Below are 16,984 nucleotides of genomic sequence, written 5' to 3'. Positions count from 1 at the left end.
TGCTAAAGTGCTGTTTATAAACAGTAATTAGCAAAAAGTCGGGTTTGGTTAACCGCTTTTCCGTGACACTCTTTCTTGGCAACAAAGAAAGGATTGGCATGAAAACCAGCTCAGACTTTGAAAAGCGCTTCCTGGGATACGGCCTGCTGACCGCCGAGATCCTGTACCGGCTTCCCGATCATCCGAAATTCCTGCAAAGCTTTCTGTGGCAGACGGAGGACCTGGCGCCGCAATTTCCTGAACTGACAAAATTTCTGGACTTCTGGGAACGGGAGATCGAAGGGCGGATTCATTCCGTGCGCGTCGCCCATCAGAACCTCATTGATCCGGTTGACTTCCGCTTCGCCGACGGCGAAATCCAGATGCACTGAACGCGCTCGCACTCAACGTGCCGTCAGGCCCAGCCCATGCCCGTCGCGCATGACGGCACGGGACTGGCTGGTAAAGTCCGAGCCGCTGCCTTCGTGCAGGACAAAACCCGGCAGCAGCCTGAGCGGCGCCCTGCTTGCGCGGACCGAGCGCACCAGAACGCGCGTCGCGGGGGCATCGGGACGCGGCCGGAGCGGGATCACATCGGTCGCGCCGAAACGCCCCTTCAGAACCGTCAGCAGTTCCTGCAGACCGTCCGCGCGGAAGATGACGGTCAGGCTGCCGCCTTCGCGCACGATGTCGGTCGCCGTTTTCGCCCAGGGTTCCAGACCCCGTTTATCGAGCATGTGAGCATCCGCCCGCGCCGCGTTGGGCGATGCGCGGAATTTTTCCGCTTCATAGTAAGGCGGGTTCATGATGGCGTGGTCGGCCATGGACGGCACGAGACCAGCGGCATGGCGAACGCTGCCCTTGGCAGTGATGTCGGCAGGAAGCAGGCGGACACGATCGGAAAAACGTGTGTTTTCAGGATCGGTGAGGGCCCGTTCGGCCAGGGCCAAGACGGTTTCGTCTATCTCGACCAGCGTTACGGTTATGCCGGGAAGACGTGCTGCGGCACAAAAGCCGGCCGTGCCGACGCCGGCCCCGAGATCCACCACATGCCCTTCAGTGTTCTCGGGCAGCGCAGCGGCGAGATAGACCGCGTCCAGGCCTGCGCGATGACGGCCGCGCCTCGGTTGATAGACATGCACCTGGCCACCCAGAAAGGCATCGCGTGTTATGGTTTCGGGATCTGCTTCATTTGGGGAATCCATGTCAGTTCGTGTCTTTGACAGGCCGCAATTCGTGTTCGAGGCCCGCATCCCGGACAAGGCTGCGCGCCTTGTGGATCTGGTCGCTGTCAACGAGGATGCGGCGCGGGATCATAGCCAGTGATCCTTCCATGATGCTCATATTGCCATCTGCGACAAAATGCTTGATTCCGGCTTCCTCGAGGATCGATTCCAGGAATGAAATGAGAACCGGATCATTCGTTCTGAGAAGTTCTTCCATATGTTTTCCGGGTTTAGCGGCCTTCGAATGCGGGATTGCCTTAAAAACCCCTGCGAACTGGTTTACAGCAAAATCATGTGTTTGTGGCATTTCAACAGTTTGTCAACGTGCTGGCGTCTTGCCCCGGAGCCCTTAGCGCCATATTGTCCGCTCAAATATTCGAGGAGTGCCATAAGTGGCCGTTGTCGCAACAACATATTCTGACAGCCAGTCGCGCCGTCCTAGCATACAACCGCTCGTCGATCTCGTATCGCCGGGCATGGCGGACGTGAACGAACTGATCCTGTCCAAGGCCGGCTCCAATGTGGAATTGATCCCGGAGATCGCCAAACACCTGATTTCGTCCGGCGGCAAGCGCCTGCGGCCGATGCTGACGCTCGCATTCGCGGACATGTTCGGCTACCAGGGCAGCGGTCACGTCGTGCTGGCGGCAAGCGTCGAGTTCATGCATACGGCGACGCTTCTGCATGATGACGTCGTTGACGAGAGCGACATGCGCCGGGGCAAGCTGGCCGCCCGCAAACTCTGGGGCAATCAGGCCAGTGTTCTGGTCGGTGACTACCTTCTCGGCCAGGCCTTCAAGATGATGGTCGACGTCGGCTCGCTCGAAGCGCTCAGGATCCTTTCATCTGCCTCCGCCATCATTGCCGAAGGGGAGGTGCTGCAACTGGGTGCGGCAAAGAACATCGGCACGACGGAAGCGGACTATCTGCGTGTCATCGAGGCCAAGACGGCTGCGCTTTTCGCTGCAGCGGCCGAGGTGGGCCCGGTGATCGCGGACCAGACCGACGCCACGAAACTGGCGGCCCGAACTTACGGTCTCGAACTCGGGTACGCCTTCCAGCTCGTCGATGACGCGCTCGACTATGGCGGGTCATCAGCGGATCTTGGCAAGGATGTCGGCGACGACTTCCGGGAAGGCAAGATCACGTTGCCCGTTGTCCTGGCGGTGGCGCGCGGGAGTGATGAAGACAGACTGTTCTGGAAGCGCTGCCTCGAAGGAGAGGGTGTCGAAGACGGCGATCTGGAGCAGGCAATCGAACTTCTGAAGAAATACGATGCCCTTGTCGAAACCGTCAGCCGTGCGCGTGACTATGGCGACAAGGCCTTGAAAGCGCTCGAAACGCTGCCGCAAGGTCCCTATAACGACGCTTTGGCCGACACAGTGGCTTTCTGTATTTCACGGGTCAGCTGAGCGGTCCGGTTGTCTTGGCGGCGCGTTCGCTGGTCGAGCGCGCCCAGGCCTTCCGGGTCAAACAAGCCTGATCAGGCCAGCCGTCCCGAAGCGATCCACCAATCGGGACGACGCTTGCGAAGCGAGCGCTCCATTTCCATTTCCCGGCCGGTTTCACACAGGCCGAAGACGGTGGCGCCCGAACCGGACATTCTCGCAAAGACAATGTCATCTTCGGCGGTGAGGGCTTGAAGAATGTCACCAATTTCCGGACAGATAGCGATCGCGGGCTGTTGCAGGTCGTTGCGGCACAGCGTCAGAAAACCGGTAAGGTTTGACAGCGATTCGAAGCTGTCGGGAAAGCGAGGAAGGGTTGGGTTCTTGCGGTTCTGCAAGGCTTTGAACACCTCCGGCGTCGATACGCCAAGCCTGGGATTGACCAGAACCATTCCGCATTTCGGCATCTGCGGGGCGGGCGACACCTCGCCGCCAATACCGCGCATCAGCTGTGGCTGAACCGAGAGACAGACCGGAACGTCCGCCCCCAGCTGCAGGGCGATACTCTTTAATCGATCATCGTCGAGATAGATCCCCGTATGGTCTTCCAGCAGTCTTAGCGCGGTTGCCGCGTCGCTTGACCCGCCGCCAATGCCGGACGCCACAGGAAGCCGTTTGCTGAGCGTCATCTTGAGGTTCAGCGGGTCGAGACCGGCTGCATCCGCGAAAAGACGGGCCGCCTTGACGACGAGGTTTTCGTCCGTAGGACCCTGCAGATCGTGGGCAAATGGACCCTCGACGACAAGCTCAAGCGTTTCGGATGTTACCACGGACAGCCGATCGCCGATCTGCGGAAAAACGACCAGAGATTCAAGCAGATGGTAGCCGTCCGCCCGCTGTCCGGTGATGTGCAGCGCCAGGTTGACCTTGGCGCGTGCCAGTTCGGCCGCCGGTGCAGCACTTCTCAACGCAGTCATCCTGTATCTGCTTACCCGCCGTTGTTGTCGCTCTTTGCCTTGGCGGCATCCGTCACGGACGGTTCCTGCAATCCGTTGGCGATCTTGTCGAGAATTATCGGCAGGTCCTTTTCGGTCGGGCCAAGGTCGCGCGCATGGTTCCACTGGAAACGCGCTTCGTTGCGGCGGCCGACCATCCAGTAGGCATCGCCGAGATGGTCGTTGATGACGGGGTCTGCCGGGCGCAGTTCGATTGCCCTTTCGAGCTCCTTGACCGCTTCCTCGTACCGGCCGAGGCGGAAATAGACCCAGCCGAGACTGTCGACGATGTAGCCGTCGGTGGGACGCAATTCCACCGCCGTCTTGATCATCTCAAGCGCTTCATCAAGCTTGAGACCCTGATCGACAAGCGAGTATCCAAGGTAGTTGAGCACCAGCGGCTGGTTCTCGTTGAGCTCCAGCGCCTTGCGGAAATCGGCTTCGGCCATGTCCCACTTGCCGAGACGTTCACGCGTGATGCCGCGGAAATACATCAGCAGCCAGTGTTGGGGTTCCAACTCGGCAATCGTGTCGATCCCCTGGGAGTAGATGGTTTCGGCTTCGTCGTAGATCTCGTGCGCGCGAAGGATGTTTCCAAGTGCGATCACGGCCTCCAGGTCTGCCGGATCCTTCGCGATCAATACTTCGAGGTGGCTGCGCGCTTCATCGACCTTGTCAAGCGCGTTGAAATTCAGCCCGACCTGGATTTCGGCTTCGCGCTTCAGAACGCTGTCGTCGGGAACGCGCATGAAGGCGTCGATTGCGCGCGCAGGCTGTTGCATGCGTTCAAAGACGCTGCCAAGCGCGATGGCCGCAAATTCCGCCGTCGGATCCATGTGAAGGGCAAGCTGAAGGTAGGATGTGGACAGCTCCTCGCCGCCGTCGCGGCCGATGACGGCACCCAGTCCATAGAGAATTTCGGCCATGCCCTGCGCCGGGTCGGAGACCATCGGCGGGACCACATCACCGCTTTGAAGGAACGCCCTGGTCTGTGCAATCTTGGGATGGCCGCGGAATTGCTGGTCGTACTGATCGAGCGCTGCAATTGCGTCCTGCTGCCGGCCGTTTGCGGCGAGTATGCGCGCGTAGGCGTCGACAACCCGGATTGCGGCCTGATCGAGGGCATAGGCGCCTTCGATCGTTTCAAGTGCATCCTGATTCCGGCCGGCGGCGAATTGCAGGTGGGCCTTGTGTGTCGCCTTGAAGACTTCGAACCAGTCCGGGCCGCGCAGGTTGTCGATCAATTCGATGGCCTCGTCGACCTTGCCGTTGCCATACAGCGACCAGGCGCGGGAAATGCCGATGGACAGCTGGGCGAGGGGCCCATTTCGCCCCTTGGCGAGCGACTGATCGGCCGCGTCGTAGTTTCCGTCGACGATTTGCTGACCGCCAAGCGCCAGCTGGGCCAGGAAGTTCTGCAGTCCGGCGTTTTCAAGCTCTCCGGCATAGTGGACAGCCTCGTCCACGTCGCCATTGGCAAGCTTCAGCAGGAACGTCCGTTCCAGGAGCATGGTATTGGTCGGATCGGCTGCGAGTGTTTCTTCATAAAACGCCGCAGCGTGACCATAGTCTTTCTGAAAACCGGCCAGGCGGCCGGACAGGTAACTTCCGGATAGCGTCAGCGGCAAATTCGAGGGTGTGCCAAAGACCTGTGCCTTGGAATCCGTGTCCGCAAAAGCTGAGAAGGGTGCGAATGCCATCGTGCTCGCCAGCGCAAGAACCTTCAGTCGCGAACGCTTGCGGTGAATCCGGGAAACGGCGCCGGCCAAATCAGTCATATGTCCTCGCATGCTGGGTCGATGGGCAATCATTTTCTCGCTTATCGCTGTTGAGAATGGCGTCTTTAAGGCCCAGCGGCAAGGCATGTGCGAAACTTTCTGAGGGTTTAAATCCATTTGATTTTGCTCTGCGTTGGAAATTGCTGTTGTTCTGTCGAAACAAAGCGGCTTTCCGCCAAAAAAGGACTTGAAGACAATCCTTTGCCGTAGCAGGTATGTGCGGCGCAACAATGAGCCGGGGGCGTCGCGTCTCCGGTGCCAGGCGAGGAGAGTTTCAGATGGCCAAGTGGGTCTACAGTTTCGGCAATGGTGAAGCGGAAGGTGCGGCTGAGATGCGCAATCTGCTCGGTGGAAAGGGCGCCAACCTTGCGGAAATGAGCAGCCTCGGCCTGCCGGTTCCACCCGGCTTCACGATCACGACCGAAGTCTGCACCTGGTATTACGAGCACGAAAAAACCTATCCGGACGCGCTCAAGCCCCAGGTCGCGGAGGCGCTGGAGAAGATCGGTGCCGCGACAGGCAGGTCCTTCGGGGATGCGGAACGACCCCTGCTCGTGTCTGTGCGCTCGGGTGCACGGGTTTCCATGCCGGGCATGATGGACACGGTCCTGAACCTCGGGCTCAACGATGAGACCGTGGAGGCCATCGCGAGGGAAGCAGGCGATCGCCGCTTTGCCTATGACAGCTACAGGCGTTTCATTCAGATGTACTCGGACGTCGTTCTCGGCCTCGACCATCATGAATTCGAGGAAATCCTCGAGGATCACAAGGAGCGGAACGAGCTTGCGCTCGACACGGATATCGATGCCGATGCCTGGCTCGGCATTATCGAGAAGTTCAAGGCGCTTGTCGAAGAAGAGCTCGAGCGGCCCTTTCCGCAGGACCCGCAGGAGCAGCTGTGGGGCGCCATCGGCGCCGTCTTCAGTTCCTGGATGGTGCCGCGTGCGGTCACCTACAGGCGGCTGCACGACATTCCCGGCAGCTGGGGCACGGCCGTCAACGTCCAGGCGATGGTGTTCGGCAACATGGGGGAGAGCTCGGCGACCGGCGTTGCGTTCACACGCAACCCGTCGACAGGTGAAAACCTTCTTTACGGCGAATTTCTCGTCAACGCACAGGGCGAAGACGTCGTTGCCGGTATCCGGACACCCCAGGACATCACGGAGCGTGCCCGGAAGGATGCCGGGTCTTCCAGTCCCTCGCTCGAAGCCCTGATGCCGGAGGCATTTGCCGAGTTCCAGACCTACTGCGCAAAACTGGAAGCGCATTACAAGGACATGCAGGACCTGGAGTTCACCATCGAGAAGGGCAAGCTTTGGATGCTGCAGACGCGCGCAGGCAAGCGTACGGCAAAGGCTGCACTGAGGATCGCCGTCGATCTCGTGGAAGAAGGTCTGATCACGCAGGAGGAGGCAATCGGCCGGGTCGAGCCCGGTGCACTGGACCAGCTTCTCCATCCCACGATCGATCCGGGTGCGGAGCGCGATATCGTGACCACAGGCCTGCCGGCATCGCCGGGCGCAGCATCGGGCGCCATCGTGTTCACGTCCGACGAAGCGGAGAAAGCCAAGGCGGAAGGCCGCAAGACGATTCTTGTGCGCGTTGAAACCAGCCCGGAAGACATTCACGGCATGCACGCGGCTGAAGGCATCCTGACCAGCCGTGGCGGCATGACGAGCCACGCGGCAGTGGTTGCGCGCGGCATGGGCAAACCCTGCGTCGCCGGTGCGGGCATGCTTCGCATCGACTATCGCAACGGGGTGATCAACGCCGCGGGAAGGATGCTGAAGGAAGGCGAGATCATCACGATCGACGGGGCGACCGGACAGGTTCTCTCCGGTGAGGTGAAAATGCTGCAACCGACGCTTTCGGGCGACTTCGGCACGCTGATGGGCTGGGCGGACAACGTCCGGCGGATGACCGTCAGGACAAACGCCGAAACGCCGCAGGACGCCAAGGTCGCGCGAGAGTTCGGGGCGGAAGGAATCGGCCTGTGCCGGACGGAGCACATGTTCTTCGAAGGCGAGCGTATCGTCGCCGTGCGCGAAATGATCCTGGCCGACACGGAAGCAGGCAGACGGGCGGCGCTGGCCAAACTCCTGCCCATGCAGCGGCAGGACTTCACGGATCTCTTCGAAATCATGCACGGGCTGCCGGTCACCATCCGGTTGCTTGACCCGCCCCTGCACGAATTTCTGCCGAAATCCGAGGAGGAACTCGGCGAGGTCGCCAAGGCGATGGGCGCGGATCCGGAACGGTTGCGCGACAGGGCCCTGGTTCTGGAAGAATTCAATCCGATGCTCGGGCATCGCGGCTGCCGGTTGCTGGTGTCCTATCCCGAGATTGCGGAAATGCAGGCAAGGGCCATCTTCGAAGCCGCTGTGGAAGCCGCCAGGACAACGGGCGCGCCCGTCGTGCCTGAAATCATGGTCCCGCTTGTGGGCCTGAAGGGCGAACTGGACCTTGTCCGGAAAAGCATCGAAGCGATGGCCAGGGCCGTCACCGAGGAGACCGGCACGGAGCTGACCTATCAGATCGGCACGATGGTCGAACTCCCGCGTGCCGCGCTGAAGGCCGCAGAGATTGCCGAATCCGCCGAGTTCTTCTCCTTCGGCACGAACGATCTCACGCAGACCACATTCGGCATCTCCCGCGACGATGCGGCCTCCTTCCTGGGGACCTATCAGAGCCGGGGCATCCTGGAACAGGACCCGTTCGTGTCGCTGGATCCGGAAGGTGTCGGTGAACTCATCAAGATCGGTGCCGAACGCGGCAGGTCGACCCGCCCCGACATCAAGCTCGGGATTTGCGGGGAACATGGCGGCGACCCGTCATCGATCTCGTTCTGCGAGAGCGTCGGGCTGGACTACGTGTCGTGTTCGCCGTTCCGGGTTCCGATCGCGCGCCTGGCGGCGGCTCAGTCGGCGCTCAAGCACAAACAGTCCGGCTGAGATGTCGCTGGGCCGAGCCAGGGCCACGACCGGTTTGGAGGCGCAGTGACGGGTTATCCTTCTCCTGAAGACCTTCGTGCGGGTAACAAACGCCTGCTCGCCCGGGTGCTGACGCGCCTGGAGACCGAGGCGCATGACAGGGAAACGGCTGCCTTCCTGGATCGTTTGTGTCAGGACGCAAAAGGGGCCGTGCTCGGTCTGACGGGCCCGCCCGGCGTCGGAAAGTCCAGTCTGACCGATGCCTTGATCAAGGCCTATCGGGCCGAGGGCAAGCGTGTGGCCGTGCTGGCAATCGATCCGTCATCCTCGGTGACCGGCGGAGCCCTGCTTGGCGACCGGACCCGTCTCAAGACCGATCCGCTGGATGACGGCGTCTTTGTGCGGTCCATGGCCGCGCGCGACCGGCTTGGCGGGCTTTCCGATCAGGCGGTCGCGGCAATCACGGTGCTCAGGGCGGTCGTCGACCGCGTGATCGTCGAAACGGTGGGCATCGGTCAGTCCGAGGGGGATCTGAAACACGCCGTCGACACCGTTCTCTTGTGCATCCAGCCCGGTTCCGGCGACAGTCTTCAATTCATGAAGGCCGGGATCATGGAGTTGCCGGATCTGGTCGCCGTGACGAAGGCGGATCTCGGCGTGCTTGCGCGCAGGGCGTCGTCGGATGTCACCGGTGCCCTCTCGCTCAGCCGCACGGAAGGGCAGGGGTGGAAGGTGCCCGTGACCGAGGTGTCCTCTCATACCGGTTCGGGAATCGCCGAGCTGATTGCCAGCGCCGACGCGCACCGCGTTTATCTGGAAGAAACAGGATTGGTCTCACGGCGCAGGCGGCAGCATGTGGCCTGGTTCATGGACATGGTGCGCACCGAATTCGGGCGTGCCGGACTGGCAATGCTCTCCGGTGAGGACTGGGACGCCCGTGCCGGGGGCGCACCTTTCGGGAGCTTCCTCACCTTCGCCGGCAAGATCTCCGGGCGGCCTCACCCGTGAGGAGGAAGACGGTCGTTACTCAAGGCGCGCACCACCGGTCAGCGCGCTAAGCCGGAAACTGGACATTCCCGGCAAGCGGCTCATTGTTTTCATTATGAAAATCGTGCAGGAACTGGCTCAGGGCGACGCTCGTCAGCGGCCGTGAGATGAAGTAACCCTGCATGCGGTGGCAGTCGTGAACCTGCAGGAAGCGGATCTGGTCGATCGTTTCGATGCCTTCCGCGACAATGGTCATGCCAAGGGCCTTGCCGAGCTGGATGATCGAGACAATGATCGCTTCCGCTTCCGGGTTTCCGTTCATGTCGGAAACGAAGTCCCGGTCGATTTTCAGCGTGTCGAACGGGAACCGGCGCAGATAGCTCAGGCTGGAATACCCCGATCCGAAGTCGTCCAGGGCGACCTTGATGCCGAGACTTTTCAGCCGCCTGAGCGCCTTCAGGACCGAGTCGTCCCGGCCGGCGAATACGCTCTCGGTGACCTCGATTTCGAGCCGTTGCGGCGGCAGGTCGTTCGCGGCGAGAATGGCCATCACCTTTTCAACAAAGCGGGGATGTCTGAACTGGTTCGGTGACACGTTGACCGAGACGACGACGCCGGGCCAATCGTGCGCGCGCGCGCAGGCCTTGTTGAGCACCCAGATCCCGAGATCGTCGATCAGGCCCGTTTCCTCGGCAACAGGAATGAACTGGGACGGCGGAACGACCGTGCCATCTTCCTTGGTCCAGCGTGCGAGCGCTTCCACGGACACGATCTTCTTTGCGTCCGTGTCGGATTGAGGCTGATAGGCGAGATCGAGCTGATCGTTTCTCAGGGCCAGCCTGAGTTCCCGCGACATCTCATCCTTCGACTGGACATGCTGCTCCATGGTCGGTTCGAAGAACGAACGGCGGTTGCGGCCGTTTGCCTTGGCGTCGTAAAGCGCGATGTCGGCCTTGCGGAGCAATTCGTCCGGGTTCTTGCCGTCGCGCGGCGCGATCGCGGCCCCCATCGAGAGGCTTGCGAAGATCTCGCGCCGGCCGATCTTGACCGGTCTGGCGATCTCGTCCTGCACCTGGTCCAGAATATATTCCAGCCATTCGTCGTTTTCGCAGTCGCTGAGGACCATTGCGAACTCGTCGCCGCTGATGCGCGCCACGATGCCGTTGCTTGGGAGCACCTGTTTCAGCCGGCTGGCGACGCCGACGATGACCTTGTCACCGGCAGAGTGTCCGAGCGTGTCGTTGATGTCCTTGAAGTGATCCAGGTCGATATAGACCACGGCGGTGTTGGTGCCGTTCTGCTCACCCTCTTCGAGTATCCTGGTCAGAAGGGACTGAAAACTGGACCTGTTGGGCAATCCCGACAGGGCGTCGTGCCGGGCGGCATGCACGGCCTTGGCTTCGCTTCTGGCGAGCCGCTTCGTCATCTGGCGCGTGAACATCGTGACCGCAATGACCACGGCGGCGATCAGAAAGGCTGCGACCGCAAGGAACGGATTGATGCGCTGGAGCATCTGGGTTCCGGGCCGGCTCGCCTGCCAGGCGATGACGCCGATATTCTTGCCCCGCGGTGATTGAAGATCGTAGGTGCCGACACCGTGGCGGTCGTTCTGATCCTGTGCCAGCACGAAGCCCTGCAGGCGCGACATGTCGGAAATGTTGTTCAGCTTCTGGCCGCGCAGGGGGATCAGGCTGACGAGAACGGCGGGCGCTTCGCGGTCGCTGAAAACTGTCTGGATCTGCGGCACGACGGCAGCAGCGGTGAAAAGATGGGGTTCTCCCAGCAGCGGAACAATGCCTGTTTCCGCGATGGAGTGGTGGGTGGTCTCTCCCTGGGGCATGAAGCGATAGAGCCCGGACGGAGTCGGCTGGAACGAGGTGATGTAGCGCGCGCGCGCCTTGGCGATTGCGGGCGCCATTTCGTCCATCAGGCCGGGCGTCATCCAGTCGGTGTCATCGTCCTGGGAAAAGACGGACGCGACGTTGAAATCGCTGTCGAAAAGTACCGACTTGGTAAAGCCGTGGTTGCCGGCCAGCCAGTTCATCATGTTGTCGCGGATCCAGCGCTCGTTCCCGGACGGGTCCTTGACCGCACGGAAAGCCTCGTCCCAGATCACGACACCGGTCTGCTGCTTGGCGATGTAGTTTTGCGTGAGCTGGAGGGCGCCTCCGACGAGCTTGTGCTGGGATTCTTCGGCAGATTCGTCGGACAGCCGCGCGGACCAGTTCATCAGGCCGAAAATGCCGGCAACGGAAGTCATCACGACGATCAGCATTGGAAAGATGATCGCACTTGCGATTTGACCACCTGAGTTTTTGATTGATCTGTTCATGCATAGGCCCAGTTGATGTGGGCCAAGTATTGACGAACCGGGTTAAGGAAAGTCCCCAAGATACTAGTAAAATAACGGTAAAATTCTACGAAACTTTGCCGGGGTTGTTTTCGCGCCTTGTAAGCGCTGGTTGCAGTCATCGCCGTCCGGTTCGCGCCTGAATGGAACTCTTGAACCGGTACCAAGCCAACAGACTTGTCCTTCCGGCTGAAACGCAGCGCGAGGCCGGAAACCAGAACGCGCTGGTATTTTCGTGATCCTTCGATCTGCGGCCACAGGGGAGAGAGGATCCCGGTCTTGCCGCTTGCACGGCAAAGCGGGACGACAACACCGGGAGAGTACCGCCTCCAGCCGGGCGGCGACGGGATTCAGATGAGCTGAAGCTCCCTCAGGCTGACGTTTTTTCGCAGCCCGATGATCACATGATCATGAATTTCGATGCCGAGCGGAGCCGCGATCTCGATGATCGTCTTCGTCATCCGGATGTCCGCGCGTGACGGCGTGGGATCGCCCGAAGGGTGATTGTGGACCAGGATGAGAGCGGTCGCGGCGTGCTCGAGCGCCCTGCGGATCACCTCGCGCGGGTAAACGGGCGTGTGATCCACTGTCCCTGTCTGCTGCACCTCGTCGGCGATCAGGCCGTTCTTGCGGTCGAGGAACAGAATGCGGAACTCCTCCACGGTGTTCAGTTCCATCGAGGCACGCAGATAATCGAGGACCCTGGGCCAGGAATCCAGCAGGCGGCGTTCCTGAAGTTCGGCTCTGTGATACCGGGCGATTGCGGCGTGCACGGCTTTCAGCGTGTCGATGCTGACGTCCGACAGGCCGGGTATCTCGCACAAGCGCGCGCGCGGTGCGGCGAGGGCGGCAGAAAAAGAACCGAAGCGCTGCAAAAGGGCCTTGGCGACGGGTTTGGTATCCCGGCGCGGCAGGGCGGAGAAAAGCAGAAATTCCAGAAGCTCGTAGTCTGCGAGACTGTCTTCACCGGACTTGCGGAACCGTTCCCGGAGCCTCTGGCGGTGTCCCTTCATTGCCTGCGACTTGTCGGCCGGTTCAGGATTTGCCGCCACGTTGTCTCTCCGCCACGTCGTCTCTTTGCTTGAGTGTGGCGAACTGAAAACACGCCTCATGATTGCATTATCTGCCGGAGCGCATTTCAAATGCAACCGCAAAACCGGAGAAGCGGACACGTGATCGGGAAAGGCCGGCTGTTCACGGGACGCGGAGCCCTGACCGGCCCGGGTCTTTTGCGTTCCGCCGAAGGCAGGTTGTCCTAGTCTTCGTGGCGCCCGGGCTTGTGAATGCCGTTTGGCGAGGTGGTGAAGATCTGGCAGCCATCTGCGGTGATGCCGACAGAGTGCTCGAATTGCGCCGACAGCGATCGGTCGCGTGTCACGGCGGTCCATCCGTCGCCCAGAACCTTGACGTGGGGACGGCCCAGATTGACCATCGGTTCGATCGTGAAGATCATGCCGGGCTTCAGTTCCACGCCCTCGCCGGGACGTCCGTAATGCAGGATGTTCGGCGTGTCATGGAACAGCAGTCCCAGTCCGTGCCCGCAGAAATCGCGCACGACGGAGCAGCGCTGGGCTTCCACGTAAGTCTGGATCGCCGCGCCGATGTCGCCGGTCGTATTGCCGGGTTTCGCCGCCTCGATGCCGCGCATGAGGGATTCGTAGGTCACATCGATCAGCCGTTCCGAGGCCCGCTTGACCGGTCCGACCGGGTACATGCGGCTGGAATCCCCGTGCCAGCCGTCCAGGATGAAGGTGACGTCGATGTTGACGATGTCGCCTTCGCGCAGCGCCTTGTTGTTCGGAATGCCGTGACAGACGACGTGATTGATGGACGTGCAGCAGGATTTCGTGTAGCCGCGGTAATTCAGTGTTGCCGGCAGGGCGTCGTGATCCATGCCATACTGGTAGACGAAATCGTCGATTTCCTGAGTGGTCGTGCCGGGTTTGACGAGCGCTGCCAGTTCATCCAGGCAGGCGGCCGTCAACTGACCGGCCCGCATCATGCCTGCAAAGTCGTCCGGGCCGTAGAGGCGGACCTGACCTGTGTTCTTGAGCGGGGCTTCCGCGGCGTCGATATAGCTGACCATTGCGCAACGTGTCTCTAGAGTTGGGGGACCGGTCGGGGACGTTCCACGCGAAGCGGCCACCACTTGCCTCAATATCCGACATGTCACATACCGTCCCACGGCCCGAATTTCCAGTCATTGTCGATCTTAATTCGGCGCGATCCGGAAACTCCCCGGCCTTTTGCCGAAAAGCGGAGGCGCAAGCTTGCGAAATGCCATCAGGCCGGATAGGTGAGGGACACAAGCGGGCGTGGTGGAACTGGTAGACACAAGGGACTTAAAATCCCTCGGCCCTAGGCTGTACGGGTTCGAGTCCCGTCGCCCGCACCAATTTCCTACACACAAACGATTGTTGCATTCGCGTACCGGAAAGACTGTGAGTTTGACTGTCACAGCTCGATTCCGGTTCAACTAATGCGCCAGTCACAAGAGTTGCAAGCTTGCACCCGTCGTGAATTCAGGTTTCCTCTTCGCTTTGAACCGTGCCTTTCCGGCAGGTCTCAGGGTTTGCAAAACGAATGACAGTTGTCGGCAATATTGCGGCGATCATAGACATCCAGACCCAAAACGCGACGCTTTGGTAGAAAAGCGGTTTATCCCAAAACTCGACGAACGTGCCAATAACCAGAGCAATCAAAACCAGCACTCTGAAGTAAAGGTCGATTCGAGCTGTGTACCGCCCGATCATTGATCGTATCTCGCGTGTTATTCCATGCATTTGTCGTTGCTTCGGTCCTGTCTGACATCGTGCGAAAGCTGACTTGTTCGGCGCATGCTTTCACGCGATGCAGGGCCAGGCCAAGAACGCTCTGCGTGTTCGCGGTCAGAATGTTCCAGCGGTACGCCCTTTTTTCAATCCTTCCTCAGATCGTCATCTTCTTCGAAATGCCCCTTTGTATAACGACGCATGACGTAAAACGCCGCCAACACCCCACTTATGAGCGCGTAAGGTATCAAAACCAGAAACTCGGAAAGTGAATGTCCGTTGACATAGAAAATAATCACAGTAATCAAGACCCAGTAAATCAAGAACCAGATTTTGCCCTTTTCAAGAAACAACCAAGACCTTCGTTTTTTCCCCTGCTGCTTCACTTGTTTTCTGCGCCTTTAGTAGACTGATCTTGGTTCCTAATGAACCATTCATTGTTTTCGAGGCCTTCGAGCTCGGCGAGTCTCGAACGAGCTGATGCTCCCGTACCTAACATCAGTCCCATTGCTATGAAGTCCCATTCGAGTATGCGAACAACCGCTGGCAAGATGACCAATACGCCGAGAGCGCCTACACCTATTGCCATGGCCGTGAACCCATTGACGAAAAGCAGAATGCCCACAAGTGAAAACACGAAGCCAGGGAGCACCCACCAGAGGTTAAGAGTCCCCAGAAAAAGTAGGGCAAGGAGAGGCCAATCGATCGAGCATCTCAATGCCCACAGTTCATGACGGAAAAACAGTCTTTGCAGCCATCGATACAAAAACGTCATCAACCCAGGTCTTTGATCCTTCAAAGTTCTACCAGTTCTTGTGGCATCAGTTACCAATTCGTTGTCTGTTATTGAGCTTTATATCGCACTCAACCTAAGAGTTTAGATCGAATCTGCATAGACCCGTTTCGATGAGAATGCACGACAAGGGAGTGATATCGTCAACCCAAGCCGCTCATGCTTGCGAGAGTTAGGTGAAGGCCGGTCCAGCGGATTTGAGTTTACATCGAATCCGCTGACTGTTTTGTGTGAATTTTTGTGTAACTCTGTGTAAAAAGCCGACAAGCGTGGAGAAAATGATGAGCTTAGCATTCTTAAAACATAAGAAATTCCAATGTTTTATCGGTTGATCTCCATTTGGTCGTACCATCAAACTGTGGACTTAAAATCCCTCGGCCCTAGGCTGTACGGGTTCGAGTCCCGTCGCCCGCACCAAACCATCGTATCTTGTAATTTGTGTCTTGGTTGTGAGATGACAAACAACTTAAAGTTGTCAAGTCTTGATCATGCCGGAAAGTTATGAGACGGTCATGTTCAGTCTCCACAGCATTGCGACATGGTTGGAACAAATCATTGAAAAGGAAACATTGTATTTTTTTCCTAGCCATTTTTTTGGCTGCTGTGGGTAGTATTCCGGCAATCGCAGTTAGCGTCGGTCCGTTTCCTGAAGCAGCTGTTCTACTACGTTTTGGCAGCGGATTTGCGACGATCTTGGCTTTCCTGTGCTTCTTTCCTGGTCCTTGCAGTTTTCTATTGTCAATACTTTATCGCTTCTTCTTTCGATATGATGAAAAGATCGAAAAAAATCCAATATTTTTCTTAGTTTGGGAAGAATACAAAGAATTATGAGTTGGTGTATTATTGAGTTACATAGTCAGAGTGAATTTTTTGTAACTGTGTCACATGCTCTCCCATGCCGAGTGAAGTTAGATATATGGCAAGAGGTTAAAAGTACGGATACGCGTTTCGTCCTGTTTACTGACTGAATTTGTGCGAGTTTCTGTGCGACTCTGTGCGATTTTGGTTTCGGATGGCAACAGAGTTTCCTGGAAAGCTTCTAAAAATCAGATGCTTATGATCTATTTTTTTGTTGGCCAGTTTCGTTTGTCAGACTTAAAATCCCTCGGCCCTAGGCTGTACGGGTTCGAGTCCCGTCGCCCGCACCAATTTCCTGCACACAAACGGTTTGTTGCATTCGCGTACCGGAAGGACTGTGAGTTTGACTAGCACAGCTCGATTCTGGTTCAGCTAATGCGCCAGTCACAAGAGTTGCAAGCTTGCACCCGTCGTGAACTCAGGTTTCTTCTTCGCCTTGTACCGTGCCTTTCCGGCGGGTCTCAGGGTTCGCAAAACGAATGACAGTTGTCGTCAATATTGCGGCGATCATTGTCATCCAGACCCAAAATGCGACGCTTTGGTAGAACAGCGGATTGTCCCGAAACTCGACAAACGTGCCTATGGCGAGAGCAACCAATACCAGCACTCTGAATCCAGCGTCGATTCGAGCTGCGTACCGCCCGATCATTGATCGTATCCCGCGTGTTATCCCGTGCATTTTGTCTTCGCTGCGGTCCTGTCTGACATCGTGCAAAAGCTGACCTTTTCGGCAGGGGCATGCCGTCCTGAGACTGCGCTCCTTATCCAGAGTATGCTTTCATGCAGTTCAGGGTCATGCCAAGAGCGTTCGGCATATCTGCGGTTAGATTGTTCCGGCGCCACGACCTTTTCAATCCCTCTTCAGGTCGTCATCTTCATCGAAGTGTCCCATCAGATAGGAACGAAGCACAAACGCCGCTGCAGGAAAA

14 protein-coding genes and 1 tRNA gene are annotated in these 16,984 nt (G+C 58.6%); 5 read left to right on the top strand and 10 right to left on the bottom strand.

From position 1 onward, the window contains the following. Positions 1 to 98 precede the first annotated feature (98 nt). Positions 99 to 371, top strand: a complete 273-nt coding sequence (locus ACO07N_RS24765; protein WP_421983555.1) for an usg protein — start codon at positions 99 to 101, stop codon at positions 369 to 371. A gap of 12 nt (positions 372 to 383) precedes the next feature. Here the strand turns inward: ACO07N_RS24765 and ACO07N_RS24760 are convergent, their stop codons facing one another. Continuing rightward, positions 384 to 1,184 carry a tRNA1(Val) (adenine(37)-N6)-methyltransferase gene (locus ACO07N_RS24760; RefSeq protein WP_421983554.1) on the bottom strand — a complete coding sequence of 267 codons (801 nt, stop codon included), beginning with the start codon at positions 1,182 to 1,184 and terminating at the stop codon, positions 384 to 386. Position 1,185: 1 nt separating this feature from the next. Next, a complete protein-coding gene (locus tag ACO07N_RS24755; RefSeq protein ID WP_421983553.1) occupies positions 1,186 to 1,422 on the bottom strand; it encodes a DUF2007 domain-containing protein in 237 nt (78 codons plus the stop codon). A 175-nt stretch (positions 1,423 to 1,597) separates the two neighbouring features. Between ACO07N_RS24755 and ACO07N_RS24750 the strand changes: the two genes are divergently transcribed. Continuing rightward, on the top strand, positions 1,598 to 2,617 hold the full coding sequence (locus ACO07N_RS24750) for a polyprenyl synthetase family protein (RefSeq protein ID WP_421983552.1): 1,020 nt from the start codon (positions 1,598 to 1,600) through the stop codon (positions 2,615 to 2,617). 71 nt (positions 2,618 to 2,688) lie between these two features. Here ACO07N_RS24750 and ACO07N_RS24745 read toward each other — a convergent pair whose 3' ends face one another. Further along, positions 2,689 to 3,570: a 4-(cytidine 5'-diphospho)-2-C-methyl-D-erythritol kinase gene (locus tag ACO07N_RS24745; protein WP_421983551.1), complete on the bottom strand. Its 882-nt coding sequence runs from the start codon at positions 3,568 to 3,570 to the stop codon at positions 2,689 to 2,691. Positions 3,571 to 3,581: 11 nt separating this feature from the next. Next, positions 3,582 to 5,366 carry a tetratricopeptide repeat protein gene (locus tag ACO07N_RS24740; RefSeq protein ID WP_421983550.1) on the bottom strand — a complete coding sequence of 595 codons (1,785 nt, stop codon included), beginning with the start codon at positions 5,364 to 5,366 and terminating at the stop codon, positions 3,582 to 3,584. Between the two features lie 278 nt (positions 5,367 to 5,644). Between ACO07N_RS24740 and ppdK the strand changes: the two genes are divergently transcribed. Beyond that, positions 5,645 to 8,317, top strand: coding sequence for a pyruvate, phosphate dikinase (gene ppdK / locus ACO07N_RS24735; protein ID WP_421983549.1), 2,673 nt, complete (start codon positions 5,645 to 5,647; stop codon positions 8,315 to 8,317). Between the two features lie 45 nt (positions 8,318 to 8,362). Beyond that, the gene (locus ACO07N_RS24730) at positions 8,363 to 9,304 is read left to right on the top strand and encodes an ArgK/MeaB family GTPase (protein ID WP_421983548.1); all 942 of its coding nucleotides are present in this window, start codon (positions 8,363 to 8,365) and stop codon (positions 9,302 to 9,304) included. A gap of 46 nt (positions 9,305 to 9,350) precedes the next feature. Here ACO07N_RS24730 and ACO07N_RS24725 read toward each other — a convergent pair whose 3' ends face one another. From ACO07N_RS24725 to map, 3 genes are all read right to left on the bottom strand, one after another. Continuing rightward, the gene (locus ACO07N_RS24725; RefSeq protein ID WP_421983547.1) at positions 9,351 to 11,615 is read right to left on the bottom strand and encodes an EAL domain-containing protein; all 2,265 of its coding nucleotides are present in this window, start codon (positions 11,613 to 11,615) and stop codon (positions 9,351 to 9,353) included. 368 nt (positions 11,616 to 11,983) lie between these two features. Then, complete coding sequence (gene radC / locus ACO07N_RS24720; protein ID WP_421984485.1) at positions 11,984 to 12,646, bottom strand: RadC family protein; 663 nt, start codon at positions 12,644 to 12,646, stop codon at positions 11,984 to 11,986. 242 nt (positions 12,647 to 12,888) lie between these two features. Next, positions 12,889 to 13,719 carry a type I methionyl aminopeptidase gene (map, locus tag ACO07N_RS24715; RefSeq protein WP_421983546.1) on the bottom strand — a complete coding sequence of 277 codons (831 nt, stop codon included), beginning with the start codon at positions 13,717 to 13,719 and terminating at the stop codon, positions 12,889 to 12,891. Between the two features lie 223 nt (positions 13,720 to 13,942). On the opposite strand from map, the gene ACO07N_RS24710 reads away from it, so the two are divergent. Continuing rightward, positions 13,943 to 14,028: transfer RNA gene (locus ACO07N_RS24710), tRNA-Leu, on the top strand. Between the two features lie 127 nt (positions 14,029 to 14,155). On the opposite strand, the gene ACO07N_RS24705 is transcribed toward ACO07N_RS24710, so the two are convergent. From ACO07N_RS24705 to ACO07N_RS24695, 3 genes are all read right to left on the bottom strand, one after another. Then, complete coding sequence (locus ACO07N_RS24705) at positions 14,156 to 14,386, bottom strand: hypothetical protein (protein WP_421983545.1); 231 nt, start codon at positions 14,384 to 14,386, stop codon at positions 14,156 to 14,158. Between the two features lie 164 nt (positions 14,387 to 14,550). Further along, positions 14,551 to 14,790: a hypothetical protein gene (locus tag ACO07N_RS24700; protein ID WP_421983544.1), complete on the bottom strand. Its 240-nt coding sequence runs from the start codon at positions 14,788 to 14,790 to the stop codon at positions 14,551 to 14,553. Between the two features lie 1,683 nt (positions 14,791 to 16,473). Beyond that, on the bottom strand, positions 16,474 to 16,704 hold the full coding sequence (locus ACO07N_RS24695) for a hypothetical protein (RefSeq protein WP_421983543.1): 231 nt from the start codon (positions 16,702 to 16,704) through the stop codon (positions 16,474 to 16,476). Positions 16,705 to 16,984: the final 280 nt, after the last annotated feature.

This window comes from Roseibium sp., assembly GCF_965229775.1.
Lineage (GTDB): Bacteria > Pseudomonadota > Alphaproteobacteria > Rhizobiales > Stappiaceae > Roseibium.
Note: the sequence above shows the minus strand (reverse complement) of the source record. Positions and strands in the feature narration are given on the sequence as shown.